Origin of the sequence: Cytobacillus gottheilii (assembly GCF_018582665.1) — a bacterium.
GTDB classification, from domain to species: domain Bacteria; phylum Bacillota; class Bacilli; order Bacillales; family Cytobacillaceae; genus Cytobacillus; species Cytobacillus gottheilii.
Genome location: NZ_CP071709.1, coordinates 3,125,310 through 3,150,494, shown reverse-complemented (window position 1 = coordinate 3,150,494; position 25,185 = coordinate 3,125,310). Strand labels below are relative to the sequence as shown.

Genomic DNA, 25,185 nt, shown 5'->3' with positions numbered 1-25,185 from the left:
GTTTAATGGATATCTTGATGCGCTGCACTCTGCATTAGATTATCACTTCAAACTGCTCGCTAAAAACATGGAAGCATCCTGGTTCATAAAAATAGATTTTCCATGGTGAAATGTGTGAATGTCAGTTGATTTAAATCCTGCTACAGATAAAAGGTTTTTAAGGTCATTTTGTACAAAACCATTATGCACTTTAGGATGCTGGATTTTGTCATTTTTATCAAAATCAACAATAATCAGTTTGCCCTCATCATTCAGGATGTTAAAAAGTGATTGTAAGATTTTACGAGTATCCGGAATATGAAGAAGAACAAGTGACATCACAACAATATCCGCCTTTACATGATCAGGAATTTCCTGTGTAAAGTCAGAATAGAGAGTGCTGGCATTGGAAATGCCTTTTTGAGTGATTTTTGCCTGGGCAACATCCAGCATTTTTTGTGATGAATCAATCAGAAGGACAGATTTTACGAGAGGTGTTAACTCCAGTCCGACCAGGCCAGTGCCGCTTCCATAGTCGATTAGTGAATTTGTCTCGCTGTTTTGCAATGCATCTTTTACTTTTTCCGTAATAACTTTAGCCATCTCAATTCGCTCGGCTGTATCATATTTGTTCGCCATCTGCTCAAATACGTTTTCTTCCATCCTTATTCAACTTCTTTCTGCTAGAAATAGTGATCGTCAGAATCAGTATAGCAAATAAGGATCATTTTTAGCCGTGCAGATGATTGAGAAATTAGGATACTTCACTAATGCATATTCTGCTGCTGGTTTAAAAACTTTCTTACTTCTTCAACATATTGATCTTTTGCATAGTTACTATAAAGATTGCCTGATAATTTAACAGGGTCACCAAAAAAGTATCTTTCATATTGCGTTTGTCTTGTACCAAAAGAACTCATCGTCAGATCCCATGCTAAGCGGAAAAGTTTTACCCGATCCTCGGCATTCATGCCATCGCTTTGCAGGTATTGATCTAAGTCTGGGCGTATTTCAGATTGAAAGGCCTTCTCGGTGGGCAGTAAAATCATTCCGCTCGCTCCAATTAGCTGGATGATATCACTGAAGCGTGGATATATTTTAGGATAAATAGTACTGGCCGCTTGCAGTGGCATTAAGCTGGGACGCATAATGCCGAACGCATCTACTATAGCATCATTTTCCGATTTCTCTAGAAGTGCTTTCATAGTTTCAAGTCCAATGATGATTTCAGAAAGTTTTTCTTGGATATGCTGATATTCGCCGACATTAATGGCCTTGACAATCAGTTCAGTGACCCCGAGAATAAATTCTGTTTTGACAATCTGTCTAGTGATCACTTGATGGTATGCGAATGAATAAAAGGAACTTTGAAGGAGAAAGTCAGCTGCTGCATCCACATTTTCATAATAAAAAACCCGATCCCACGGAACCATGACATTATCAAAAACAACAATTGAATCCATTTCTTCGTATTGTGAGCTTAATGGATGATTAAAAAAAGATTCTCCACCCACGAAAGATTCCCTGCAAATAAACTTTAACCCTTTCGTATTAGACGGGATGGAAAAGGCAAACACCTCGCTTGAATCAATAAACAGCCTTGGTGCAGAAAAGACCAGCACCTCATCCGTTAATCCTCCTTGAGTAGCAAGCAAACGAGCACCTTTTATAACTAATCCCGTATTGTTTTTATCCACAATTTTAGCGGAAATTGGCTCATCTGAGAACTCCATGTAAACTTGAGATCGATTGACCTGTGGTGTAATAAAAGTATGTGTAAATGAAAGATCCTGTTTTAGTGCTCTTTTATATAAAGCATGTAAATGATCGGGAAAACAATTATCTCTGCCGTTTAAAATGGATGCAGAGGAAGCAAAGCTCATTACAACCGTATTCATATAATCAGGACTTCTTCCCATCAATCCATGTGTGTTCCTCGCCCAGTTTTGCATCATTTTTCTTCTTTTTTGTAAATCATCTTTTGTTTTTGGCTGCATATACGAAATGCCGAAGGGTTCTTTTTCTTTAGGCAAAAAGAAGGTCATTTCATCTTTTAGGTCGGAATTGGTTTGTAAATCGTACAGCGAAGCTTTTGACTTCAGGATGCCCTTAAATGCAATATGCTCGGAAATATTCCCTTTAACCCTTTCGCCATCAAACCACACTTCGTTTTCCATTTGATTTAATCTGTCTATAAACGATTTTCCGCTAGTAACGCCCATTTTTTTGCTCTCTCCCTTTGCTGCAGGATCCCCCAAAAAAACAATGAACTAAATTAGTGTCATTATATTTTGCTTTTATGCTGAACATTCCCGTGTTTCCTGTTTTAAGATTGTTTTCCACCAGACTTTTCAGGGATATTACTGACACAAAACAATGATTCTGTATGGATTGGTTTGGGCAGGAACACTCTTTGTGGCAGTTCCATAAATAACAAGTAAATTTCGATTTACGATGCTTCCTGAAAAGGGCTGCCCGTTTGTCAGTAAGATTTGAGTATATGGAGAGATCATTAATTGTAATTCTCCGTCACTGCTAATCAATTGAGTATTAAAATAATCAGCTTTCACATTCTGATAAGGCTTTTCTTTTACCATTACGATCGCCGGGTATTGCGGTGGGTAGATCAATATGGCAGGAGCATTTCCATCATAATAGCCGGTTACCACATCTCCCGCGGCTACTGCTTCATGTTCAGCAAAATACGTGGCTGGTGTGACGACGAAATTGACGATTGAACCCATACTGTTCTCAACCGTCATCAGTTTGCTGCAGCCGGCTCCTTCACCGTTTTGGCCCATTAAATCAGTAATCATCGTGACAGTTCCTTGAAATGGAATTAATTTAATCATCTTTATACCTCCATCATGTCATGATTCCTGGAGTTCCAAGAAATCAGCATACATTTATTTACACATTATTCGGTTGAAGCCTAGAGGGATGGGCGGCTGCCTATGCTGGATAAAAGATACGACTTTTTTTGCATAAAGTTCAATTGACAGGACAATAACTTATTATTAGTGCAGGAAGTAAGGTTTTTCTGTTGAATAAGTTGGAAAGTATAAAGGATAGGAGCGTTTAACATGTTTTTCAAGAAGGTAAAAAAAGATTTTAAACTTGTTGCTCTAAAAGGAAGTGGGGAGTTTGTTCACTATGGTTATGATGTTCCCTTACTCGCAAAAGAGCTTTTAAATCGCTCAGAGGAAATCTTACATTCAACAGAAACCGAAATTAGCTTGTATGAGCCTAAAAAGAATAAGGAACATAAGGTTGGAACCTTCTATGCAGGCTTGATTGTAAGTGAACAATTAAGTGAAACACCACCCGGAATGGAGTACATGGAGATAAGTAAAAGCTACATAACGATTAGAGGTAATATGTCGAAGGTAGCTGAACTGCATTCACAATTATTAAATTGGGCAGCAGAACAAGGTCATCAACTAGATCTGGATGCTTTTATTATTGAAACATACCATCCTGTTGGAGACGGCGAAGAAGAGGTCGAGATTTATTTGCCCATTCAAGTTTAAAGGTATAAAAAGTATATGATGATATTTTATTGTAACTGCCAGGGTTTGTGTTTCAAACTGCACTTTAATAAAGCTGAAGTATTTAGATGATTAAGAACACTTCTGGATCTCAGAATGGTCAATGGATTATGAAGAGATGGAGGATTTTTTTGCGAATGTAGAAGCTCTTCAGGTATTTTAAATAACGATTCAATAAAAACCTTTGAATCCACTATATATCAAAAGGAAATCTAATAAGAGCTGCTGATCCTAATCGATCAGCAGCTCTTTTGTTTGTGATGTAAGCATTGCTTCATTGCATGCAGACCGGAGAACAGGAAAATCTGTAACCATTCAAGGTGTCTATCGATTACATAGGGGAAATTTACAAGTAAAAATTATTTTTTCTTTTCGGTAAAAACCGTATTAATGTTTATCTTATATTAGCCGATAGTATTTTGGGGAGATATAAAAATGAATATCAGATCGAATAGGAGAAAGTGCATTGGGGAAAATCAAGAAATTTAATTTTAAGCTGGCTGCAAAAATAAATTTGATTGTTATATCAATCATTGTGATTCTGTCAGCAGTTATTGGGTTTGTTGCAAATCATGAGGTATCAATAGGGATTAAAGAATTTGCAACAGAGAAAGCAAAGGGAGATTTAGGTTTAGCTTATCGATATATCGACAATACGTACCCAGGTGATTGGGAAGTTAAAGGAAATGATTTATATAAAGGGTCTGCAAAAATAAATGAAAACTTTGAAATAGTAGATGTGATAGGGAAAGATACGGGCGACACTGTAACCATCTTTCTTAAAGATACCCGTGTAACGACAAATGTCATGATCGATGGAGAGCGTGCGATTGGTACCAAAGCTTCTTCTGAGGTAGTGGACACTGTCATAAATAATGGAGAAAGTTATTATGGTGAAGCAAATGTGGCAGGGAATATGTATCAAACGGCCTATATGCCCATCCATTCTTCATCGGGTGAAGTGATTGGGATCTTTTATGTTGGTGCTTCAGAAGAAATAATTAATCAAATACTATCTTCTTTCCTAACAAAATTCACCATTGTTTTATTGATTATAATAGCCTTAGCTGTTGCGATCGTTTATCTATTCACATCTAAAATGAAAAAGAGACTTGCCATTATGACCAAAGCTCTTGAAAGGGCTGGTAATGGGGACTTTACGACGAAAGTTCAGGATCATTCAAAAGATGAGCTTGGTTCCTTAGCTGTGAGCTACAACCACATGTCTCAAAATCTTAAAACGATGGTAGATGAAGTTATTCAAACATCAGAACAACTAGCTTCCTCGTCGGAACAGTTAACTGCAAGCTCAGAGCAAACGAGCATTGCCACAGAGACGATTACAGAATCAATTCAACAAGTAGCGAATGGAGCCGAACAATCAACGGAAAATGTGCAAGAAAGTGCTTTAGCTCTTGAAGAAGTTGCAAAGGGCATACACTCAATTGCTGAAAATGCTTCAGCAGTCTCAGAAGTCAGTACGCTTGCTGCTGAAAAAGCCAAAGAGGGCGGTTTATTTGTCAGTAATACAGTAATGCAAATAAATGAGATAAACTCATCTGTTTTAGCAAGCGGAGAGGTCATAAAAACACTTGAAATACGATCCCAGGAAATTGAGAAAATAACGAAAGCGATCACTGACATCGCGGATCAAACAAATTTACTGGCATTAAATGCAGCAATAGAGGCTGCTAGAGCAGGAGAGCATGGAAAAGGATTTGCTGTCGTTGCAAATGAAGTAAGAAAACTTGCTGAACAATCTCAAAGCTCTTCTTCGCAAATCTCTGCACTGATTAAAACAATACAAGCAGATATGGAGCAGTCTAACAAGTCCATAGAACAAGTAACTCTGGATGTGAAAAAAGGGTTAGCAGTTGTAAATCAGACGAGCGAAAACTTCAAGGAAATACTTGATTATATGGGGCGATTAACAGAGCAAACGAATGATATGGCAGCTACTTCTGAACAAATATCGGCTAGTACACAAGAAGTGTCAGCAACCGTTTCTGGGATTATTAACGTATCAGAACAGACATCTTCCCATTCACAAAACGTGGCAGCTTCCGCAGAGGAACAGCTTGCATCAATGGAAGAAATAGCTGCTTCATCAGCAGCACTATCCAATTTAGCAGATGATCTAAAAGTGGTTGTCAGCAGGTTTAAAGTCTAGTGTTTGAATGTGAAAAATGAATAGTTTAGATTTCTACATGAAAATAATTTATTTGTCTAGAAGGTAATAGGTAAATTACTTAATATTTAGAGAGTAGAATTAATTTATTGACAATTGTATGAATTTAATTTATTATCCTTATTAAATAAATGAAAAATTGAATATTTTCTTCTTATCCAGAGAGGTGGAGGGACTGGCCCTTTGAAGCCTCGGCAGCAGGTTCTTGTGAACACTGTGCCAATTCCAGCAAGCGTAATGCTTGAAAGATGAGAAGAGGGTTTATAAAACTCTCTTCTTAGGAGGAGAGTTTTTTCATTGTTTATTAATCCTACTTAAGTTATAGGAAAAGTAGATAATTAATTGTCAGAGGGGCGAAGAGAGATGAAATATGGTTTTTGGCTGCCGATATTTGGAGGATGGCTGCGTAATGTAGAAGATGAACAAATGCCTGCAACTTTTGATTATGCAAAAAATGTGATTCAAAGTGCTGAGCAATGGGGATATTCCACAACATTAATCGCGGAATTATATTTAAATGATATTAAAGGGCCAGAGCATGATTCGCTTGAAGCCTGGTCTACGGCAGCTGCTCTTGCCGCGGTTACTGAGAAAATTGAAATTATGACGGCGATCCGCCCTGGTTTTCATAATCCTGCCGTTGCAGCAAAAATGGCAGCCAATATTGATCACATCAGCAACGGTCGTTTTACTCTTAATGTAGTATCTGCCTGGTGGGCAGAAGAGGCGCGCCAATATGCTGGAATTTTCACCGAACATGACGAGCGCTATGCCCGTACCGAGGAGTTTATTGATGTCTTAAAAGGGTTATGGACAGAAGAAACCTTCCAATATTCTGGCCAATTTTACGATTTAAAAGATACAAAGCTTGCGCCAAAGCCTGTTCAAAGACCAAATCCGATTCTTTATGCAGGCGGGGAAAGTGAAAAAGGCAAGCAAACCATTGCCGAAAAATGTGATGCCTATGTGATGCATGGCGGAACGGTTGAAGAAATACAGCAAAAAATTGCTGATATGAAGGCAAGACGTGCCCAAACTGGCAATGAGCCTTTTAGTTCATTCGGGATGGCCGCCTATGTGATTTGCCGTGATACAGAAGAAGAGGCTTTTGCTGAACTTGAAAAGATCACAACAGTAAAGGATTCAAGTGCATATGCCGGCTTTAAAGATTTCACGACGAAATCACAATTAGAACAGCAGATTCAGCTTCAGGATTACTCTGTTTCCAACCGTGGCTTGCGTCCAAATTTAGTAGGAACACCTGAGCAAATTGCCGAGCGAATTCTGCAATATGAAGAAAAAGGTTTAGACTTGCTGCTATTGCAATTTTCACCTCAATTAGAGGAAATGGAACGATTTGCAAAACAGGTTATGCCATTAGTTGAGCAAAAACGCAGTTTAATAAAAAACTAGAAAGGGGTCCCGAACATGACCAAAGTATATGTAATCCATGAAAATAGTGAGTGGACCGTCCACTTAACCAATAGACTAGAGGAGCTTGGTGTTCCTTATGAAGAATGGCATTTAGACGAAGGAACACTGGATTTATCTTCAGAACCGCCGGAAGGAATATTCTACAGCAGAATGAGTGCTTCTTCTCATACACGTGACCACCGTTTTGCCGCTGAATTTTCCGGACAGGTATTAGCTTGGCTGGAAGCGCATGGACGTATTGTACTGAATGGCACAAGTGCGCTAAAGCTTGAAGTCAGCAAGGTTCTGCAATACCTGGAGTTAGAAAAATCTGGTGTCAAAACACCAAAAACGATTGCAGCGGTTGGAAAACAGCAGATTTTAAAAGCAGCAGAAGCTTTCGCAGGACAGCCGTTTATCACGAAGCATAACCGTGCCGGCAAAGGTTTGGGTGTGCAATTATTCCAGAGTATTGACGCTCTGAAAGCATATGTCGAGGGACCAGCATTTGAAGAGCCTGTTGATGGAATTACCCTTATTCAGGAATATATTCAATCGCCAGAAAGCTACATCACCCGCTGTGAATTTGTCGGAGGCCAATTTGTTTATGCTGTTCGGGTGGATACATCAGAGGGCTTCGAACTATGCCCGGCTGATGCCTGCCAGATTGGAGACTTATTCTGTCCAGTAGGAGATGAGGTTGAAGAGAAGCCTAAGTTTCAAATCATTGAAGGCTTTGATGATGATATCATAGGAAAATATAAAGACGTGTTGGGGAGAAATGATATTCAAGTGGCTGGTATTGAATTTATCAAAAACGCTGACGGCGACATTTACACCTATGATATTAATACAAACACCAACTATAATTCCGATGCAGAAGCAAAAGCAGGAAAATATGGAATGCTGGAACTGGCATCGTTATTGAAGAAGACACTGGAAGAACACTACTCAGTATCAGTAAATATATAAGTTGGAAGGGACTGGGGCATAAGTATTTATTACGACTAAGATCCGAATGGTTAGGAGGTAAATCTTTCTAATCATTCGGTTTTTTTAATTATTTATTATTACAAACATGAGTGAAATGGTGCGGAGGGACCGGAGCGCATTGTAACGGTCTTGTTTAAATAACCAAACCATGACATTGAATATAAGCATTCTAGAAATATGGTTTTAGTTTTGTCTCGCCACTTTGTTTTTTGCCAAAGAAAGAAAAAAGCACAACCAGCTTCATGTGCTAGTTGTGCCATTTTCCGCGTGTAAAGGCTAAGAGCCTCTGTTAGTTAATATCCTGAATCACTTTCTCCAGGAATTCACCCATTCTTTTCACAGCTGGTTCTGTAAAATCAAAGCTTACGCCTGTTTCTTCATAAATAGCAGCAATACTTTGGTTATAGTCAGCACCAGCACCTTTTTTATAATCTTCAATTGCTTTTGCCGGGTCTTTCTGATAATTCTCCAGTAATTGCAGTGCACCAAGCATTGAAATGGAGTATTCAATATTATAGAAAGGAACCTGGAAATAATGAAGGGTGCCAGCCCAGCTCATTCCAACTTCTTCTTCAAAGCCAGTAGTATCGACAGGGCTTAAACCGTACCGTTTAGAGATTTCGAAGTATTTCTCATCTCGCTCTTTTGCAGTATGGTTTGGATTTGTATACATCCAATGCTGGAAGAGATCCCCTGATAATGGACCGAATAACATCGTAAATGCCCGTCTCAGCTCTTCACGCTGTGCGCTCTTAAAATCTTCTGCTTCCGGATAAAAACGATCAAGCTTGTCCAATAACAGTAATTCCATTCCATGTGAATATAATTCAGCCACTTCCATGCGAAGCTGATAGTCTTCAGTAGGACCATGCTCAGAAAACTCAAGGTATCCATTGACCGCATGTCCCATTTCATGAATGAGTGCAATTAGAGAGAAGAAGGATGGACTGAAGTTTGCAAAAACAAAGGTTTCTCCTGAAACAGGTAATGAAGTACAAAAACCGCCAGGGCTTTTACCTTTTCGATCTCCTAGATCGAGTAAACCATTCTCTCTCATATAATTGAAACGTTCAGCAAAATAGGCATCTGTCTTGCCTAACATCTCAGAAACGCCATCCATCAGATCAGCCACATCCGTGTATGGTGCGTTTTTCATCAATTTAGCATTGTTATCCCAAGGGCGATATGTATCGACACCTAGCTTGGACTTGAACACCTCTGCCAGACGGTTCCAGGCGGGAATGATGTGCTTTTCAACATTTTCATGGAAGTCATAGCAATCCTGCACACTATACTCACGATTTTTAGCGACAAACATATAATCGCGATAATTCTCAAAGCCTGCATTTAAAGCGATCTGATGACGCAGCTGAACGAGTTCATCCATAATGGAATCCATATCTGGCTTGATTTGACGATATGCTCCCATCATCTTGTGATAAGCTTTTTCTCTTATGGCTCTGTCAAGATGGTCAAGCTGTGATTGAATGAATGGAAATGGCTTTTCCTCACCCTCCCATTCAACGGTTAAACCTCCCATAATTTCGCTATACTTGGTGTTGAGCTCTTGCTCTTTAACCATTAACGGAATATTCTCTTCTCTGAACAATTTCACTTTCGATTCACGAGCACGTCTCATTAACCCATAACGATCTTCATTTAGTTCATGAAAATAAGGAGAATTACACAGTTTCTCATTTAGTTTTGCTTCATATTTCATGATTAGCGGCAGGATCACCTGCTGGTCATGAAGATATGTCGCCTTTATATCTTCATCTTCTGTATTGCGGTTAAAGTCTACTAAGTGACCTGTCATCGCTTCATCTAATTTATGTAAGAACGTTTTTTCTTCCAGCAGCCATTTTTCCAGATCAGAAACAGATTCAATCGGTATTTCCAGTAAGCTCTGAAACTGTGATTCTACCCCAGCTGCATCCTGTAAATTGATTAATTCTTTATAATATGTATGACTTAATTCTTGTGCCATGATAGACTCCCCTTCTCTTTATAAAAATTTTCTTAATATTATATTAACGGACTCTTGGCTGTAAATCTAGTTTTTTTCTTTATGCTGGAGATGGTTGTCTATTATTGGTTTTTGTTTTGGGTAAAAGAATGTTTATAGTGTGCAAAAATGTATACAGCACATTATGGTATAAATTTACATTCTTTATATTTTCCTTTAAAATTAAAGAAAAGGAGTTGTTCAGCATGGAACTCATTGTAGGCTTTCTTAGATTTATAGGAGAAATATGTGCTGCCTTTGCTACGGGTGCCTGGAGCCGTTATCAAGAAAAATAAGGGTAAATATACTAAAAGGAAGGAAGCGGCTTATATGAAAAAGATTTTTCTATTTTCATCTATTATGTTATTGCTTATTATTACTGGCTGCCAAGGATCACTGGAGGAAGAGGCTGTGCAAAGCCGTCCTAACTCAGAAGACGGAGTGAGGGTTGAAACAGAGGAACCAGTATATCCAACATCTGTGGATGAAATTAAAGTGAATATAATGAATGAAAGTGAAGAAGAATTTTATACGGGTGTGCATGTCTTCTTAGAAAAAAAGGAGGAAGATACATGGTACCAGGTACCGATGAAGGCTGATTCTTTTACAGAGCAAGCTATAGGGCATCCTGCCCATGAAACTTCTTCCTTAAGCTTAAAAGTCAGTGATCTGGATTATAACCTTACTCCTGGAGAATATCGAGCAACAATAGGTGCTTTGGCCGCGCCATTTAAGGTGGAATGATGAAGGGGATACAATTGCATGTAGTCCTTGCATAGTTCGGCGCTTCCTTTTCAATTATAAAAAGGCTGTGACTGTTAAAAGTTCAGCCCCTTTTTTTTATGATTACTCTGATATACTTAAAATCACCAAAATGAGACCAGAAAGTAAAAGAGGAGAGGCAATAATCATAGATTTCCAAATCCATGAAACCCTGTCACGAATGATGTTAACCAAGAAAAGACCGCTCAGTGCAAATAGATAACGAACATAATAGACTATTTCTCCCTCATTGCCTAATGGATTTCGCTGTAGGAAAAAGTTAAATGCAATAAAAACGAGTATAACATTCCAGCTCATATGCCATTTTGGATAGTAGTGTTTTATGGCTAAGAACAAAACTCCATTCGTAAAAATGAAATAAAAATACAGCTGAAGATTATAGAACATGCCAAAAAACGTTCCTTCCATGTACATTTCACCTTGAGAAAAAAAGGGGATAAACAAAAACAGATGTCCTAAGACATGGTTAATGACAAATACAATCGCTGCTCCAAGCAAACTCTTTTCAAGTAACTCTCTCAAAGGATCCTCCAAAAAAATACTTTTTTCTATATTATTACATTTATGATATTGAAATTGAATTGTTTTTTTGCTTGATTACAACATTCTTTTCTCTATTTAAGAGTATTCTCCATCTAGTCTACTAACTATTGATACAAGAGCCACATTTTCTAATTTTCCATTTACCATTCCAGCATGAATAACCATTGCCATTTTCTCGATTTTCTCTGTTCTTTCCACAAGTGTACAAGCAGTTAAGAGAGTAAAAGAATAGGATAGATTGAGGTGATGAAAATGGTGAAAATCTTTATAGATCCTGGTCATGGGGGCAGTGATCCAGGAGCTGTTGGAAACGGACTGCAGGAGAAGGATTTAACCCTTCAGATTGCCATTAGGATACGGGATATTCTAGGCAGTGAGTATGAAAATGTTGAACTTAATATGAGCAGAACAGGAGATACAGCTCTTTCATTAAGCAGCCGGACAAATGCGGCCAATGCATGGGGAGCAGATTTTCTTCTATCCATTCATATTAATGCGGGCGGAGGGACAGGTTATGAGGATTTTATTTATCCGAATGTTGGTGCACCGACTGCAACTTACCAAAATATTATTCATGAGGAAGTGATAAAGGCTGTTGATTTTGCGGACCGCGGCAAGAAGCAGGCGAACTTCCATATGCTTCGCGAGTCAGCGATGCCGGCTTTATTGACTGAAAACGGCTTTATTGACCATGCAAATGATGCAGCAAAGTTGGCACAGCCAGCTTTCATAGAAGGAATTGCCAGAGGACATGTCAACGGACTGGCAAGGGCTTTTGGGTTAAAAAAAAAACAAATAAACCTCTTTAGGGTGCAAATTGGGGCATTCCGAGATAAAGGGAATGCTGATAGTCTAGCAGCACAGGCGAGAAGTGCAGGATTTGACTCGTTTGTACTTGCCGAAAATGGATTATATAAGGTTCAGGCTGGGGCCTTTTCTGATAGAAAAAATGCAGAGCAGCTGGTGCAGCATTTAACGGCTGCTGGGTTTGAAGCGATTATTCTGTAGAGGATTCTGTTCATTTGCAAAAAAAGAGTAAAAGCATTTTCGGGCTTTTACTCTTTTTTCATAAGCTATCCTAATTCGAAATACTGCCCTTCTCGAGAATGTTTTCCCATGATTCTCCAAAATCTGCTGATTGATAAAGGTCGCGCATGTAGGTTGAAAATGCCAGTGTGCCCTCATTCTTTTGACTGCCTGTTATATAGGTAATCGGGTTATCATAAGCGAGGAAAGGAATTTCAATACTTGCGCTTTCCATCGTCTCCAGGCTGATAGAATGGAATAAAACCTTCTCATTTTCTACTGAAGAATAATATAAATGACCTTCTGTAAATGCAAGAGCAGTGACCATGATCTCTTCTGTAATAAGCTCCATATTATTTCCCTTATCCTCAGAAAGGTAGATGCCGCTCCTTGTGGCCATTGCCATCTTATTCGCGTCAGTCGGATGGGCAGCGATCATGCCAAGCGTATCGGCACCAAATCCATTTAATGGTACAGGCTCAAATTCAGCATCCTCACCTGCAGAACGGAACAGGCCTGGATCCATCTCAGTGGATGCGTCACCGTTTATTCCATAAATTATTCCGGTTTGATACCCGGCCGTCAGAAAAGGAAACTGTCCCTTTTCCTTAAAAGCAATGTATTCAAGTGTTTCACCTTTATCTGTACTTTTGGCAATTCCCAACTTTGCTTCACCTTGCTGGCCGCTTGAAATAAATCCGTCTTCCACCGCATTAAAGCCAAAATAATCATGCTTTTTTGAAGTCGTTTCATACCAATTGTCTCCTTTAAACATAAGCAAGCCTTGATCTGTTGCAACATATAAAGCGTCATCATTTCCAGGATAGCCTATTCCCTGCAGCTGGGCAATTTCTATATCTGCTGCTTCCACGATTTCAAATGGTACATCTTCTTCCTCTGTCTCCGGGTTTTCTTGAGCAGGCTCTTCCGTTTCATTGTCGGGTGTTGACGGCTGTTCTGCTTCATCCTCCGTATTCGTGCAAGCTGCTAAAAAAACGGTTAGCAGCAAAAAAGGGATTAAAAATCGTTTCAAAATCATCTGTTCACTCCAACTTTCATTTTTGCTTCATGTCAATGATAGCATAACGATAACCATGTTAAGAAGCAAACATAGCGCCTTCCCATTTTGATCCTTTTAAAAAAAGAAAGTCATGAAGATAGAAATTTCCGAAAAATTAATTTATAATATAGAAAGTATTTCAGCTGCCGAAGTAAAATGAGCTTTTTCAAATAGAGTCAAAGGCAAATGATACATAACGATTTTAGGAGGCTTTGAAATGACAACAAAAACATATTCAGAGGTTTGGGATTTAGATGTATTTTTTAAAGGCGGAAGTGAATCTGAGGAATTTACAGCACATCTTAATGAAACGGAAGAACAAATAGAACAGTTTAAACAATCTTTACAGGGCTGGGAACCTTCGAACGAAGCAAGTGAAAGCAGTCAGCTGATCGAACTTTTGAAGAAGTTTGAAGAAACATCGAAGAAAATTAGACAGGCGGGAGCATTTGTCAGCTGTTTAGAAGCACAGAATACAGAAGACAAGGCAGCGAACAAACATCGTGCTACAGTGACACTTCTAAGTGCAGCATTTCAATCGGTGCTAACTGGTTTTGATGAAAAATTGACATCATTTGACCAAAATGTTTGGGAAGACATTTTACAAACAGAAGGATTATCTGAATTGTCATTTGTTCTGACAGAACGCCGTGAAAAAGCAGCGGAGAAGTTATCTGAGAAGGAAGAATCCTTAATCAATGCGCTTGGTGTTGATGGTTATCACGGCTGGAGCCAAATGTATGATGTGATTGTTCGAACAGTTAAGGTTCCATTCACAGAAAACGGCGAGGAGAAACTTTTGTCTGTTGGGCAGGCGTCCAATAAATTTTCCAGCCCGGATCGTGAAGTAAGAAAAACTGTATTCAAGAGCTGGGAAGAGGCATGGGGAGAAAAGGCAGATTACTTTTCCAAAACATTAAACCACTTGGCTGGCTTCCGCTTAACGGTCTATGATAAACGCGGCTGGGAGGATCCATTGAAAGAGCCATTAGCGATTAACCGTATGGAAAAGGCTACACTTGATTCCATGTGGAATGTGATTTCAAGCTATAAAGCTCCTTTCGTAAAGTTTCTTGAAAGAAAGGCACAATTGCTCGGATTGGAAAAGTTGAGCTGGTATGATCTTGATGCTCCGCTTGGCGAGACAGAAACGAAGGTTTCTTATCAGGAGGGTGCACAATTTATCCTCGATCATTTCAGCAAATTTGGGGAGGAAATGACTTCCTATTCAAGAACGGCATTTGAAGATAGCTATATCGAAGCAGAAGACCGTGCTGGAAAGAGACCTGGCGGGTTCTGTACATTCTTCCCGGAAACTGGCCAATCCCGTATTTTCATGACATACTCCGGGACACCTTCTAATATCTCAACACTTGCACACGAGCTGGGACATGGTTTCCATTCATACGCGATGAGAGATGTTCATACACTGAACCGCAGTTATGCAATGAATGTAGCTGAAACAGCATCCACATTTGCTGAGATGATTGTCAGCGATGCAGCGGTGAAGAATGCACAGTCAGAGGAAGAAAAGCTTTCTCTTTTAGAAGATAAAATTCAGCGTTCTGTTGCACTGCTGATGAATATTCATGCTCGTTTCTTGTTTGAAACACGTTTTTATGAAGAAAGAAAAAGCGGCATGGTGAGCACGGAAAGAATTAGTGAACTAATGCTTGAAGCTCAGAAGGAAGCCTATGCAGGTGCATTGGATGAGTACCACCCAACATTCTGGGCATCTAAGCTTCACTTCTATATCACAGGTGTTCCTTTCTACAACTTCCCGTACACATTCGGCTATCTCTTCTCTCTTGGCATCTATGCGCAGGCAATTGAAGAAGGAGCTGGCTATGAGGAAAAATATATTGACTTATTAAAGGATTCTGCATCAATGAAAGTAGAAGACCTGGCACAAAAGCATTTAAACACAGACTTAACAAAACCTGATTTCTGGGAAAAAGCTGTTCAGCTATGTGTAGATGATGTAGAAGAATTCCTAGCACTAACAGAAAAGAAATAACATCTGCAAAAAAAACCGCTCTATGAGGGCGGTTTTTTGTTATTTCACCAAGCTTATGGGTAAAAGAAATTCAGCGGATTTTCTTTACTTTCATCGTACTGACCATCATGAAAGATAAGATTATGGTGAAAGATAAATAGAAGACTGGGGGTATATGTAAAATCATCAGCATGCTCAGCGCAGCAAAGAGACCAGCAGCGGTAATTGGCAATCCAATAAAATACTCATCTTGATGGATCAGATGGTAACGTGCAAGGCGAATCGCCCCGCAGCATGTATACATCATGGTGAAAACCATACCAATGACACCAAATTCATAAAGAATTCCCTGATATAATAATAGTGCTGGTGCTATGCCAAATGATATAATATCACTCATGGAATCCAATTGTTTTCCGAACTCAGATTGAATCTGAAGTTTCCTTGCCAGCATCCCATCAAGAAAATCTAAGAGAGCAGCCAAAACAATGAACAAAATTCCAACTGAAATCTGCTCATTCATAATGAATATACAAGCAATACTTCCACTGCTAAGATTCAATAAAGTGAATATATTTGCGATTTGAGACCTGAATCTTTTCCATAAATGGTGGCTGCTTTGAAATGAAAGCATCTTTTCACTCCTTTGAATAAGAAAAGCGCAAGCGCTTTGAACACATTACATAAGACCTTTTAACAACGAATACAATTGTCCTTATATAATAAATATTTTAAAGACTGTTATTTTATACGGTTTAAAAGCAGCAAAGTTTCAGGATGCTGCTATGCTTATTTTGTATATAGCTGCTGATTTTAGGCAGGATGACTTAATGACAAGAGATTGGAGCTAAAAGATGAAACAACCTATCTATCGCTTTTTGATTGAACTGACTAATGGCAGAATTACGTCCTATCTTCTTCAAAAATTTGCTCGGTCAAAGCTTAGCAGATTTGTAATTCCTTCATTTTCAAAAACCTATAAAATTAATGAACAGGAAATGGAAAAAGAACGAAAAGAATATCAATCGCTGCATGACTTTTTTATCCGTAAGCTGAAAACAAATGCGCGGATCACACATGCTGCAGAAGAAGCAGTTGTTAGCCCGGTGGATGCGGTCATTGAAGATATCGGCATGATTGAAAGCACACGTGAGATTGTTGTTAAAGGAAAAACCTATTCAATCAGTGAGATGCTGGGAAGCAAAGAGAAAGCGGATGTTTATGCTGGCGGGGAGTATATGATTTTATATTTAAGTCCCAGTCATTATCATCGCATTCATAGTCCTGTTACAGGAACGGTCCTTGAACAATGGACCTTGGGCCGTAAATCATATCCAGTCAATCGATTGGGACTTAAATATGGCAGGGATACGTTATCGAAAAATTATCGGACAATCACTGAAATTCAGCATGAAGAAGGAAAGCTTGCGGTCATTAAGGTGGGAGCGATGTTTGTCAATTCAATTGAAACAACTCATAATGGGGACATGCTCGAAAAAGGGAAGGAAATGGCTTACTTTACATTCGGATCTACCGTTATTCTCTTGTTTGAAAAAGATACCTTTATACTTGATCAGGGCATTAAAGCACCTTTCAACATTCAAGCAGGAAAGAGAATTGGCGATATAGTCCATCAATCTGTCCAAGTTTAATTATAGAAAAAAATAAAAGCCCTTTAAAAAAGGGCTTGTCCAATTTACAAGTAGCAGACTTTAAGATGAAGCTTTAATCTGGTTTGTTAAAGATCTCCGGTGGATTTCCGTTTCAATTAATCGAATAAAGTCTGGGGAAAGTCGAAGTTCTTTTGCTTTATGATACGACTCTATGAGCAGGTCATCTGACAGTTTGCGCAAAGTTGACTCACCTCCAAAAGTGGGCTTTAAATCGTTCTATGTAACTGGATTTAAACATATATTTAGTAGGTAATTGTGTTGTACCCTTACTTTACCAAATTTAAACACACGGAACAACCGTTCGGTTATCCACAGTCAGTGGTGGATAACCTGTGATTATTTTGTTTATATATGGGAAAATGATAACTGTATCATAGTGTATAATGTGAATAAAGTTATCCACAAATTCGAAGCTGAAAATTTTGTCGAAAAGTATTTGCCTTAATTTATAAATGTACGGAAATTTGTTCTCCTTATGGGAAACATTTTTTATGCAAAAGATATAATGAGGATCTTTAAATATCGGATTAGATAAATGGAAGAAACTAAGAGAGTAATGTGAAGAGGAATCTGGATAGTGAATGCTATCAAGCAGATATCAGAACATATCCTTAAAGCTTTATAACGCTTTAGAAATATATTGACCATCACCAGATGATGTGACATAGTAATGCAGAATAAGAAAATTGAGGTGTGACAATGGTGTTGAAGCATTTTTTACCAAATCAGCATGTGAAAAGTATCTTTGAAATAACTCCGGATACGCTGGCTGAAAGAGGTGTTAAGGGAATTATTACCGATTTGGATAACACGCTTGTTGAGTGGGATCGTCCAAACGCAACCCCGAAACTGATTAAATGGTTCGAGGATATGAAAAATAGCAATATTAAAGTTACGATTGTATCCAATAATAATGAAAATAGAGTAAAGGCATTTTCAGAGCCGCTTAATATACCTTTTATATATCAAGCTCGCAAACCAATGGGACGAGCGTTTAGACGTGCATTAGCTGAGATGGGCTTACAGCAGGAAGAAACAGTTGTAATCGGGGACCAGCTGCTTACAGATGTTCTTGGCGGAAACCGCAGCGGGTTTCACACCGTATTGGTTGTGCCTGTTGCCCAAACAGATGGATTTGTAACAAGGTTTAACAGAAAAGTGGAAAGACGCATCCTTAATTTCTTCCGGAAAAAAGGGATGATTCAGTGGGAGGATTAAACATTGAGTGAACAATATGTCTGCATTGGATGCGGAGTGAAAATTCAAACAGATGAAAGAGAAGGCTTAGGCTATGCTCCGCCTTCTGCATTGGAAAAAGAGGAAATCATTTGTCAGCGCTGTTTCCGTTTAAAGCATTACAACGAAATTCAGGACGTCAGCTTAACAGATGATGATTTTCTGAAAATATTAAATGGAATTGGCCAAACAGATGCCCTCATCGTTAAAATTGTCGATATCTTTGACTTTAATGGCAGCTGGCTGCCTGGGCTGCACCGATTTGTGGGCAAAAATCCAATCCTGCTGGTTGGGAACAAGGTCGACCTTTTGCCAAAATCAGTTAAGCAGAATAAGCTGATCAATTGGATGAAGCAGGAATCCAAGGAGCTTGGACTAAAGCCTGAGGATGTTTTCCTTGTGAGTGCAGGCAAAGGACAGAACATGAAAGAAGTGGCAGAAGCGATTGATCACTATCGTGGCGGTAAAGATGTGTATGTGGTCGGCTGTACAAATGTCGGGAAGTCGACATTTATAAATCGTATTCTAAAGGAAGTAACAGGTGAAGGAGATATTATTACAACATCTCATTTTCCTGGCACGACTCTTGATATTATTGAGATCCCGCTTTCTGATGGACAAGCTCTGATGGATACACCAGGGATTATCAATCATCATCAGATGGCACACTTTGTCGATAAGCGTGATCTGAAAGTCATTACGCCGAAAAAAGAAATTAAGCCAAAAATCTATCAGCTAAATGAAGGGCAGACATTATATTTTGGCGGATTAGCAAGATTTGATTATGTCTCAGGCGGCGGCAAAACCTCGTTTGTCTGCCATTTCTCAAACGAATTGCTGATTCATCGGACCAAAACAGAGAATGCTGAGGAGCTTTATAAAAATCATGCCGGCGAAATGCTGACACCTCCGAGACAGGAGCAAATGGATGAGTTCCCGGAGCTGGTGAAGCAGGAGTTTTCGATCAAAGAAGGAAAGACAGATATCGTATTCTCAGGTTTAGGCTGGATTACAATTAACGACCCGGGAATTAAGGTTACTGCCTATGTTCCTAAAGGTGTTCATGTAATAACCAGGAAATCACTGATTTAGTTTTCACGGAAGGGGAATCAGATTTATGCAAAAGCTATTTGCTGTTATAGGTGATCCGATCGCCCATTCCATGTCACCTCTCATGCATAATGATCTTTTTGGAGTATATGGGATCAATGCCCATTACCATCCTCTTCTCGTAAAAAAAGAGTCACTGCAAGAGGCTGTTGCAGGCTTGAAGGCCATAGGCATATCGGGATTCAATGTCACAGTTCCGCATAAAGAAAGAATTATTCCTTTTCTTGATTATGTAGACCCGCTTGCAGGATCCATTGGTGCTGTTAACACAGTAGTCAATAAAGAAGGCAAATTGCATGGCTATAATACGGACGGCACTGGTTATGTGGCAGGATTGCAGACGGTACTGCCGGATTTCAAGAACAGGCGGACATTGGTTATTGGAGCTGGAGGAGCAGCAAGAGGCATTTATTTTGCACTCGCTGCTGCTGGCCTGCAGCACATTGATTTGTGCAATCGGACTGCAGAGAAGGCTGAGCTTATTAAGAATGAGTGTCCATATGAAGTGCAAACAACCGTTTATTCAAAGGACATGGCGGAAAAAGAATTGTCACAGTATGGGTTAATCATCCAGACAACGCCAATTGGAATGTCGGCAGCCAGTCAAGGCTTACCCCTATCTTTACAGCGTCTCGATTCCAAAACATTTGTCAGCGATATTATCTATAATCCACTCTACTCTCCCTTTTTGCTGCAAGCTCAAAAGGCAGGAGCAGAGATTCAAAACGGCCTGCCAATGTTTGTGTATCAAGGGGCACTAGCGTTTGAACTTTGGACAGGCATAAAACCCGATACAAATAGAATGAAAAAACTTGTATTATCACATCTAGGAGGTTAACAATGTTAACAGGTAAACAAAAAAGATTTTTAAGATCAAAGGCACACCATTTGAACCCGATTTTTCAAGTTGGAAAAGGCGGCGTCAATGAAAATATGATCGGGCAGATTCGTGAAGCCCTTGAAGCTAGAGAATTGATGAAAATCAGTGTGCTTCAAAACTGTGAAGAAGATCGCGATGAAGTGGCAGCAAAGCTGTCAAAAGGTGCACGTGCAGAATTAGTTCAAGTGATCGGAAACACAATAGTACTATATAAAGAATCAAGAGAGAATAAGCAAATTCAATTACCATAACAGGGAGTGAAGACTTCTGAAAAAGGTAGGAATTCTAGGCGGAACCTTTGACCCTCCGCATCTTGGCCATTTTATCATTGCGAATGAGGTAAAAGAGGAACTTGAGCTTGATGAAATCTGGTTTATGCCAAACCAGGAGCCTCCGCATAAAGTACGGTTAAATTCGGTGTCGGCTTCAGATCGGGTCATGATGCTGGAGCTTGGCATTACCGGGCACCCTGGTTTTAAAGTAGAAACGATTGAACTGGACAGGCAAGGTCCCTCCTACACCTATGACACCATCAAGCAGCTGAATGAGTTATATGAACAATACAGCTTTTATTTTATCATTGGTGCGGACATGGTAGAATATTTGCCCAAGTGGCATAACATTAATGAGCTGATCACGATGGTGCAATTCATTGGTGTCAATCGTCCCTCTTATGAGCTTGAAAGCGACTATCCTATTACATATGCTAATGTGCCGGATGTGGCGATTTCATCCAGTTTGATTCGGGATCGCCTTCAAAAAGGGAGATCCATTACGTATTTAGTTCCGAATGAAATACGTGATTATATAAAGGAGAAAAAGCTGTATGGATCGTGAAAAAGCGCTAAGTCTAGTAAAAGAACAATTAACAGAGAAACGATATATTCATACCATTGGCGTAATGGAAACAGCGATTGAACTGGCGAAAAAGTATAAAGCTGATGAGAAAAAAGCGGAGATCGCAGCGATTTTCCATGATTATGCGAAGTTCAGACCGAAAGATGAAATGAAAAGCATCATCATTGAACAGAAAATGCCGGCAGACTTGCTTTTGCACCACTCTGAATTATGGCATGCTCCTGTAGGGGCTTACCTTGTTAAAGAGGAAGCGGGCATTGCAGATGAAGAGATATTGGATGCAATCCGCTATCATACATCAGGGCGTGAGCATATGACGCTTTTGGACAAAATTATCTATGTCGCCGATTATATTGAGCCGGGCCGCAAATTCCCTGGTGTCGAGGAAGTCCGGCTGTCAGCACAAGAAAATTTAGATGCAGCACTTAAACAGGCGATGAGCAATACAATTATATTTTTAATAAAACAAGGGCAGGCAGTATATCCGCAGACACTAGAGGCTTATAATGGATTATTGTTAAATAGAAAGGACAGATTAAATGACTGAAAAAACATTATTAAATACAGCTGTAAAAGCAGCAGATGATAAAAGAGCAGAGGATATTATCGCATTAAATATGAAGGGAATTTCCTTAATTGCCGATTATTTTGTGATTTGCCATGGTAACTCTGACAAGCAAGTACAGGCAATTGCCCGCGAAATCAAAGAAAAAGCAGAAGAGCTTGGACATACAGTTAAGCGTATGGAAGGCTTCGATGAGGCAAGATGGATTCTCGTTGATTTAGGAGATGTGGTGGCACATGTCTTCCATAAGGATGAAAGAAATTATTACAATTTAGAACGCCTTTGGGGAGACGCGCCATCTGAAAATGTTCAAAGCGAGTTAAACTAATGAGCTATGAGCAGTTCGCTTATCTTTACGATGAGCTGATGAAAGATGTTCCCTATAATAAATGGGTTGAAATCATTGAGCAAAAGGCCGCTGAATATCATGTTGCCGGAAAAAAATTGCTGGACCTTGCCTGCGGAACTGGTGAGCTTTCTGTACGCCTTGCAGGCAGCGGATATGACGTAACAGGAGTAGATCTTTCAGAAGATATGCTTTCTGTTGCAAGGGGGAAGTCTGATGAACAAGGCCTTCCTATCCAGTATTTTCAGCAGAACATGGCTGAGCTTGAAGGTCTTGGCCTCTTTGACATCATCGGTATTTTTTGCGACTCTCTGAACTATTTGCAAAATGAAGAAGACGTGAAGAGAACCTTTGAGGGTGTATTCACACACCTAAAGGATGATGGTCTGTTTATTGCTGATGTTCATTCTGTTTATAAAATGGCGCATATCTTTATGAACCAGACATTCGCTTTAAACGAAGAAGAAATCAGCTACATATGGGAGAGCTTTGAAGGCGAACACCCTCACAGTGTTGATCATGAATTAACCTTTTTTGCACTTGATGAGGCAACAGGCAAATATGACCGCTATGATGAACTCCATTTTCAGCGCACCTATCCTGTTGAACAATACCGAACATGGCTGAACCAGGCTGGCTTTGAAGTGCTGGACGTTTTAGCAGACTTCTCTGACACCCCGCCGCAGGATGATTCTGAGCGGATCTTTTTCATTTGCAGGAAGCACATGAAAAAATAAGGAAAAAGCAAGATCATGAGAAAATGATCTTGCTTTTTTATCTTTTTTAAAAGGATTTTGTCTCGTTATCCCGAATACTAGAAAGTATATTGCTTTTTCATTAGATCCAAATCATCCGCAAACTTCGCGTGTGTTGCCTTAAATACCTGCTCAAACACATCTCCAAGCTCACTTTCCAGTACCTTAATGCCTTCCCCTGTAATGCCGCCTTTCACACAAACCTTTTCCTGCAATGTCGGCAGCGTATAATACCCTTTCCTCAAAAGCTCACCTAAACCAATCAGCATCTCACCAGCAAGCTTTGTAGCCGTTTCCTGATCGATCTCCGTTTCATTCACCGCTGCCGTAATAAACCGCTGTGTTAAATAACTATAAAAGGCTGGTCCGCAGCTGACAATATCAGATGCCACACGTGTAATATTTTCTTCAATTTCGACCGGCGCAGAGATTGAAGCGAATAGAGCTTTCAGGTTCGCCTTCCACTTCTCATCGCACCGATCACCGTAGCTAAGCAGAGATACGCCGGCTAAGGCGCGGTTTGTGATGCTCGGAATAGCTCTTGCTGCAGAGCATGGAACAATCGATTCCAGCTGTTTTATGCTGATCGGACTTGTGATAGATACAACGCATTTATCAGGTGTCAGCTGGTTTTGGATACTGCTTATGACATGATGTACATCATGTGGTTTAACACAGATAAAGATCAGATCAGAGTGCTCAGCTACCGCTTTAGCATCAACTCCGACATTTAATCCTGCATAAACCTCCTGCAGCGACAATGCTTTTGCTAATGTTCGATTCGTGATCATTAAATCCTCGGGTAATACAGTTCCTCCATCTATAAATGCTTCCGTCAAAATTCTGCCCATATTTCCTGTGCCAATCACACCTATTTTCATGCTGCAACCCTCCTATGCATGCAAAACTTTCTCCTAAAAACATATGAAAAAATAAAACAATTATGCTAAAAGAAAGCTGGTGAAAAATATGCTTCATTTTATAAAGGAAAAAAAGCTTTATTTCATGCTCATTTGCCTTGGGGCAGGCATGCTGATTTTGTTTCTCTTTTTTTCTGGCAATGAAGGTGATGAGTTAACGCAGATAAATGAGGAGGCGGTCCGGCAGCAGGAGGCACTGCCGGTGACTGAGGAAGTCATTGAGGAACCTGTGGAGGAAGAAACCATCATTTTAGTCGATGTCAAAGGTTCTGTCGAAAATCCAGGTGTTTATGAAGCAGAAGACGGGGACAGGGTAGTGGACTTGATTGCTGAGGCAGGAGGACTTGAGAATGATGCAGATGAAAAGATGATTAATTTTGCACAGCGGGTGACAGATGAGATGGTTTTATATATTCCAAAAGAGGGTGAAGAGTCAGCTGGGATTGAACTGAATATGTCGGCGAATTCCAATGATGATGAAACTGTCAATCTTAATACGGCAGACTCTGCGGAGCTTCAGACACTGCCGGGAATAGGGCCTGCTAAGGCAGAGGCAATTATTGACTATCGTGATACAAACGGATCTTTTGCAGAAAAGGAGGAGCTGAAAGAAATATCCGGCATTGGTGACAAAACCTATGAAAAACTGGCTGAACTGATCAAAGTCAATTGACCTGTCCATTAAGCCGCTTTACACTAGAAAGAGAATGCGGGAGATAAAGGAGAGACAAAAGAATGAATAGAATTTCTTGGGATCAATATTTCATGGCGCAAAGCCATTTATTAGCACTTCGAAGCACCTGCACACGGCTGGCTGTGGGAGCAACCATTGTGCGTGATAAAAGAATCATTGCCGGCGGCTATAATGGCTCCATTGCCGGGGGAGAGCATTGTATTGATGAAGGCTGTTATGTAATCGACAATCATTGTGTCCGCACGATCCATGCTGAGATGAATGCAATTTTACAATGTGCAAAGTTTGGTGTGCCAACGAGTGACGCAGAAATTTATGTCACGCATTTTCCTTGCCTGCAATGCTGTAAAGCGATCATTCAGGCTGGCATTAAGACTGTTTATTATGCGGAAGATTATAAGAACCACCCTTATGGAATTGAGCTTTTTCAAAAAGCAGGTGTCGAAGTTTTAAAAGTTGATAGTGAGGAATTGACGATCGATTTTAAACAGGCTGAAAAACGGGCGCTTGTTGATGAAATACTTTCCTTGATTGAAAACAAAGAGGATCAGGCAGAATCAGTTCAAAAGCTCCGCGAAGAGGCGGACAAGCTCTTTTCATAAACAGGGATTTCG

The 25,185-nt window shown here is 39.7% G+C and carries 27 protein-coding genes and 1 riboswitch; of the genes, 18 read left to right on the top strand and 9 right to left on the bottom strand.

Translation table 11 applies throughout. The features are described 5' to 3' along the window. Positions 1-42: 42 nt before the first annotated feature. The 3 genes from J1899_RS15635 to J1899_RS15625 form a co-directional block, all read right to left on the bottom strand. Complete coding sequence (locus J1899_RS15635) at positions 43-642, bottom strand: class I SAM-dependent methyltransferase (RefSeq protein WP_214475091.1); 600 nt, start codon at positions 640-642, stop codon at positions 43-45. Between the two features lie 104 nt (positions 643-746). Then, entirely contained in the window at positions 747-2,201 is a 1,455-nt protein-coding gene (gene hpaB / locus J1899_RS15630) for a 4-hydroxyphenylacetate 3-monooxygenase, oxygenase component (protein ID WP_214475090.1), read from the bottom strand. A gap of 138 nt (positions 2,202-2,339) precedes the next feature. Further along, complete coding sequence (locus J1899_RS15625; protein ID WP_214475088.1) at positions 2,340-2,831, bottom strand: hypothetical protein; 492 nt, start codon at positions 2,829-2,831, stop codon at positions 2,340-2,342. A 231-nt stretch (positions 2,832-3,062) separates the two neighbouring features. Here J1899_RS15625 and J1899_RS15620 point away from each other — a divergent pair, with 231 nt between their 5' ends. From J1899_RS15620 to J1899_RS15605, 4 genes are all read left to right on the top strand, one after another. Beyond that, a complete protein-coding gene (locus tag J1899_RS15620) occupies positions 3,063-3,509 on the top strand; it encodes a GyrI-like domain-containing protein (RefSeq protein WP_214475086.1) in 447 nt (148 codons plus the stop codon). 484 nt (positions 3,510-3,993) lie between these two features. Beyond that, positions 3,994-5,697 carry a methyl-accepting chemotaxis protein gene (locus tag J1899_RS15615; protein WP_343216723.1) on the top strand — a complete coding sequence of 568 codons (1,704 nt, stop codon included), beginning with the start codon at positions 3,994-3,996 and terminating at the stop codon, positions 5,695-5,697. Between the two features lie 169 nt (positions 5,698-5,866). Continuing rightward, positions 5,867-5,970, top strand: a riboswitch (SAM riboswitch). Positions 5,971-6,078: 108 nt separating this feature from the next. Continuing rightward, the gene (locus J1899_RS15610) at positions 6,079-7,128 is read left to right on the top strand and encodes an LLM class flavin-dependent oxidoreductase (RefSeq protein WP_214475084.1); all 1,050 of its coding nucleotides are present in this window, start codon (positions 6,079-6,081) and stop codon (positions 7,126-7,128) included. A 15-nt stretch (positions 7,129-7,143) separates the two neighbouring features. Next, positions 7,144-8,100 carry an ATP-grasp domain-containing protein gene (locus tag J1899_RS15605; protein WP_214475082.1) on the top strand — a complete coding sequence of 319 codons (957 nt, stop codon included), beginning with the start codon at positions 7,144-7,146 and terminating at the stop codon, positions 8,098-8,100. A gap of 310 nt (positions 8,101-8,410) precedes the next feature. On the opposite strand, the gene J1899_RS15600 is transcribed toward J1899_RS15605, so the two are convergent. Then, positions 8,411-10,108: a M3 family oligoendopeptidase gene (locus J1899_RS15600; RefSeq protein WP_214475080.1), complete on the bottom strand. Its 1,698-nt coding sequence runs from the start codon at positions 10,106-10,108 to the stop codon at positions 8,411-8,413. A gap of 348 nt (positions 10,109-10,456) precedes the next feature. Between J1899_RS15600 and J1899_RS15595 the strand changes: the two genes are divergently transcribed. Further along, complete coding sequence (locus J1899_RS15595; protein WP_214475078.1) at positions 10,457-10,870, top strand: immunoglobulin-like domain-containing protein; 414 nt, start codon at positions 10,457-10,459, stop codon at positions 10,868-10,870. Positions 10,871-10,972: 102 nt separating this feature from the next. Here the strand turns inward: J1899_RS15595 and J1899_RS15590 are convergent, their stop codons facing one another. Then, a complete protein-coding gene (locus J1899_RS15590; RefSeq protein WP_066443371.1) occupies positions 10,973-11,431 on the bottom strand; it encodes a hypothetical protein in 459 nt (152 codons plus the stop codon). Between the two features lie 273 nt (positions 11,432-11,704). Between J1899_RS15590 and J1899_RS15585 the strand changes: the two genes are divergently transcribed. Beyond that, positions 11,705-12,460: an N-acetylmuramoyl-L-alanine amidase gene (locus J1899_RS15585; RefSeq protein WP_214475076.1), complete on the top strand. Its 756-nt coding sequence runs from the start codon at positions 11,705-11,707 to the stop codon at positions 12,458-12,460. A gap of 70 nt (positions 12,461-12,530) precedes the next feature. Here J1899_RS15585 and J1899_RS15580 read toward each other — a convergent pair whose 3' ends face one another. Further along, positions 12,531-13,517: a F510_1955 family glycosylhydrolase gene (locus J1899_RS15580; protein WP_214475074.1), complete on the bottom strand. Its 987-nt coding sequence runs from the start codon at positions 13,515-13,517 to the stop codon at positions 12,531-12,533. 238 nt (positions 13,518-13,755) lie between these two features. Here J1899_RS15580 and J1899_RS15575 point away from each other — a divergent pair, with 238 nt between their 5' ends. Next, positions 13,756-15,555 (top strand): M3 family oligoendopeptidase, encoded by a 1,800-nt coding sequence (locus tag J1899_RS15575; RefSeq protein ID WP_214475073.1) that lies wholly within the window; start codon positions 13,756-13,758, stop codon positions 15,553-15,555. Positions 15,556-15,625: 70 nt separating this feature from the next. Here the strand turns inward: J1899_RS15575 and pssA are convergent, their stop codons facing one another. Further along, positions 15,626-16,168: a CDP-diacylglycerol--serine O-phosphatidyltransferase gene (gene pssA, locus J1899_RS15570; RefSeq protein ID WP_214475071.1), complete on the bottom strand. Its 543-nt coding sequence runs from the start codon at positions 16,166-16,168 to the stop codon at positions 15,626-15,628. Between the two features lie 220 nt (positions 16,169-16,388). Between pssA and J1899_RS15565 the strand changes: the two genes are divergently transcribed. Continuing rightward, positions 16,389-17,186: a phosphatidylserine decarboxylase gene (locus J1899_RS15565; RefSeq protein WP_214475069.1), complete on the top strand. Its 798-nt coding sequence runs from the start codon at positions 16,389-16,391 to the stop codon at positions 17,184-17,186. Between the two features lie 60 nt (positions 17,187-17,246). Here J1899_RS15565 and sda read toward each other — a convergent pair whose 3' ends face one another. Further along, entirely contained in the window at positions 17,247-17,387 is a 141-nt protein-coding gene (gene sda, locus J1899_RS15560; protein ID WP_066443394.1) for a sporulation histidine kinase inhibitor Sda, read from the bottom strand. 522 nt (positions 17,388-17,909) lie between these two features. Here sda and J1899_RS15555 point away from each other — a divergent pair. Genes J1899_RS15555 through J1899_RS15520 form a run of 8 tightly spaced genes read left to right on the top strand, consistent with a single transcriptional unit; the run spans position 17,910 to position 22,939 of the window. Continuing rightward, on the top strand, positions 17,910-18,425 hold the full coding sequence (locus J1899_RS15555) for a YqeG family HAD IIIA-type phosphatase (protein WP_066443397.1): 516 nt from the start codon (positions 17,910-17,912) through the stop codon (positions 18,423-18,425). Between the two features lie 3 nt (positions 18,426-18,428). Next, positions 18,429-19,535 (top strand): ribosome biogenesis GTPase YqeH, encoded by a 1,107-nt coding sequence (yqeH, locus tag J1899_RS15550; RefSeq protein ID WP_214475067.1) that lies wholly within the window; start codon positions 18,429-18,431, stop codon positions 19,533-19,535. Positions 19,536-19,560: 25 nt separating this feature from the next. Further along, the gene (gene aroE / locus J1899_RS15545; RefSeq protein ID WP_214475065.1) at positions 19,561-20,391 is read left to right on the top strand and encodes a shikimate dehydrogenase; all 831 of its coding nucleotides are present in this window, start codon (positions 19,561-19,563) and stop codon (positions 20,389-20,391) included. 2 nt (positions 20,392-20,393) lie between these two features. After that, positions 20,394-20,684 (top strand): ribosome assembly RNA-binding protein YhbY, encoded by a 291-nt coding sequence (gene yhbY, locus J1899_RS15540; protein WP_214475062.1) that lies wholly within the window; start codon positions 20,394-20,396, stop codon positions 20,682-20,684. Between the two features lie 16 nt (positions 20,685-20,700). Further along, positions 20,701-21,270 (top strand): nicotinate-nucleotide adenylyltransferase, encoded by a 570-nt coding sequence (locus tag J1899_RS15535; protein WP_066443408.1) that lies wholly within the window; start codon positions 20,701-20,703, stop codon positions 21,268-21,270. Continuing rightward, complete coding sequence (yqeK, locus tag J1899_RS15530; RefSeq protein WP_214475060.1) at positions 21,260-21,838, top strand: bis(5'-nucleosyl)-tetraphosphatase (symmetrical) YqeK; 579 nt, start codon at positions 21,260-21,262, stop codon at positions 21,836-21,838. Before J1899_RS15535 ends, yqeK begins: the two co-directional genes overlap by 11 nt. Further along, positions 21,831-22,184, top strand: a complete 354-nt coding sequence (gene rsfS / locus J1899_RS15525) for a ribosome silencing factor (protein WP_066443411.1) — start codon at positions 21,831-21,833, stop codon at positions 22,182-22,184. The genes yqeK and rsfS overlap by 8 nt, the downstream gene beginning before the upstream one ends. Next, positions 22,184-22,939, top strand: a complete 756-nt coding sequence (locus J1899_RS15520) for a class I SAM-dependent DNA methyltransferase (RefSeq protein ID WP_214475057.1) — start codon at positions 22,184-22,186, stop codon at positions 22,937-22,939. Before rsfS ends, J1899_RS15520 begins: the two co-directional genes overlap by 1 nt. Positions 22,940-23,016: 77 nt before the next feature. On the opposite strand, the gene comER is transcribed toward J1899_RS15520, so the two are convergent. Beyond that, complete coding sequence (comER, locus tag J1899_RS15515) at positions 23,017-23,838, bottom strand: late competence protein ComER (protein WP_214475056.1); 822 nt, start codon at positions 23,836-23,838, stop codon at positions 23,017-23,019. An 88-nt stretch (positions 23,839-23,926) separates the two neighbouring features. Between comER and J1899_RS15510 the strand changes: the two genes are divergently transcribed. Beyond that, entirely contained in the window at positions 23,927-24,550 is a 624-nt protein-coding gene (locus tag J1899_RS15510; protein ID WP_214475054.1) for a helix-hairpin-helix domain-containing protein, read from the top strand. 62 nt (positions 24,551-24,612) lie between these two features. Next, the gene (locus tag J1899_RS15505) at positions 24,613-25,173 is read left to right on the top strand and encodes a ComE operon protein 2 (protein WP_214475052.1); all 561 of its coding nucleotides are present in this window, start codon (positions 24,613-24,615) and stop codon (positions 25,171-25,173) included. Positions 25,174-25,185: the final 12 nt, after the last annotated feature.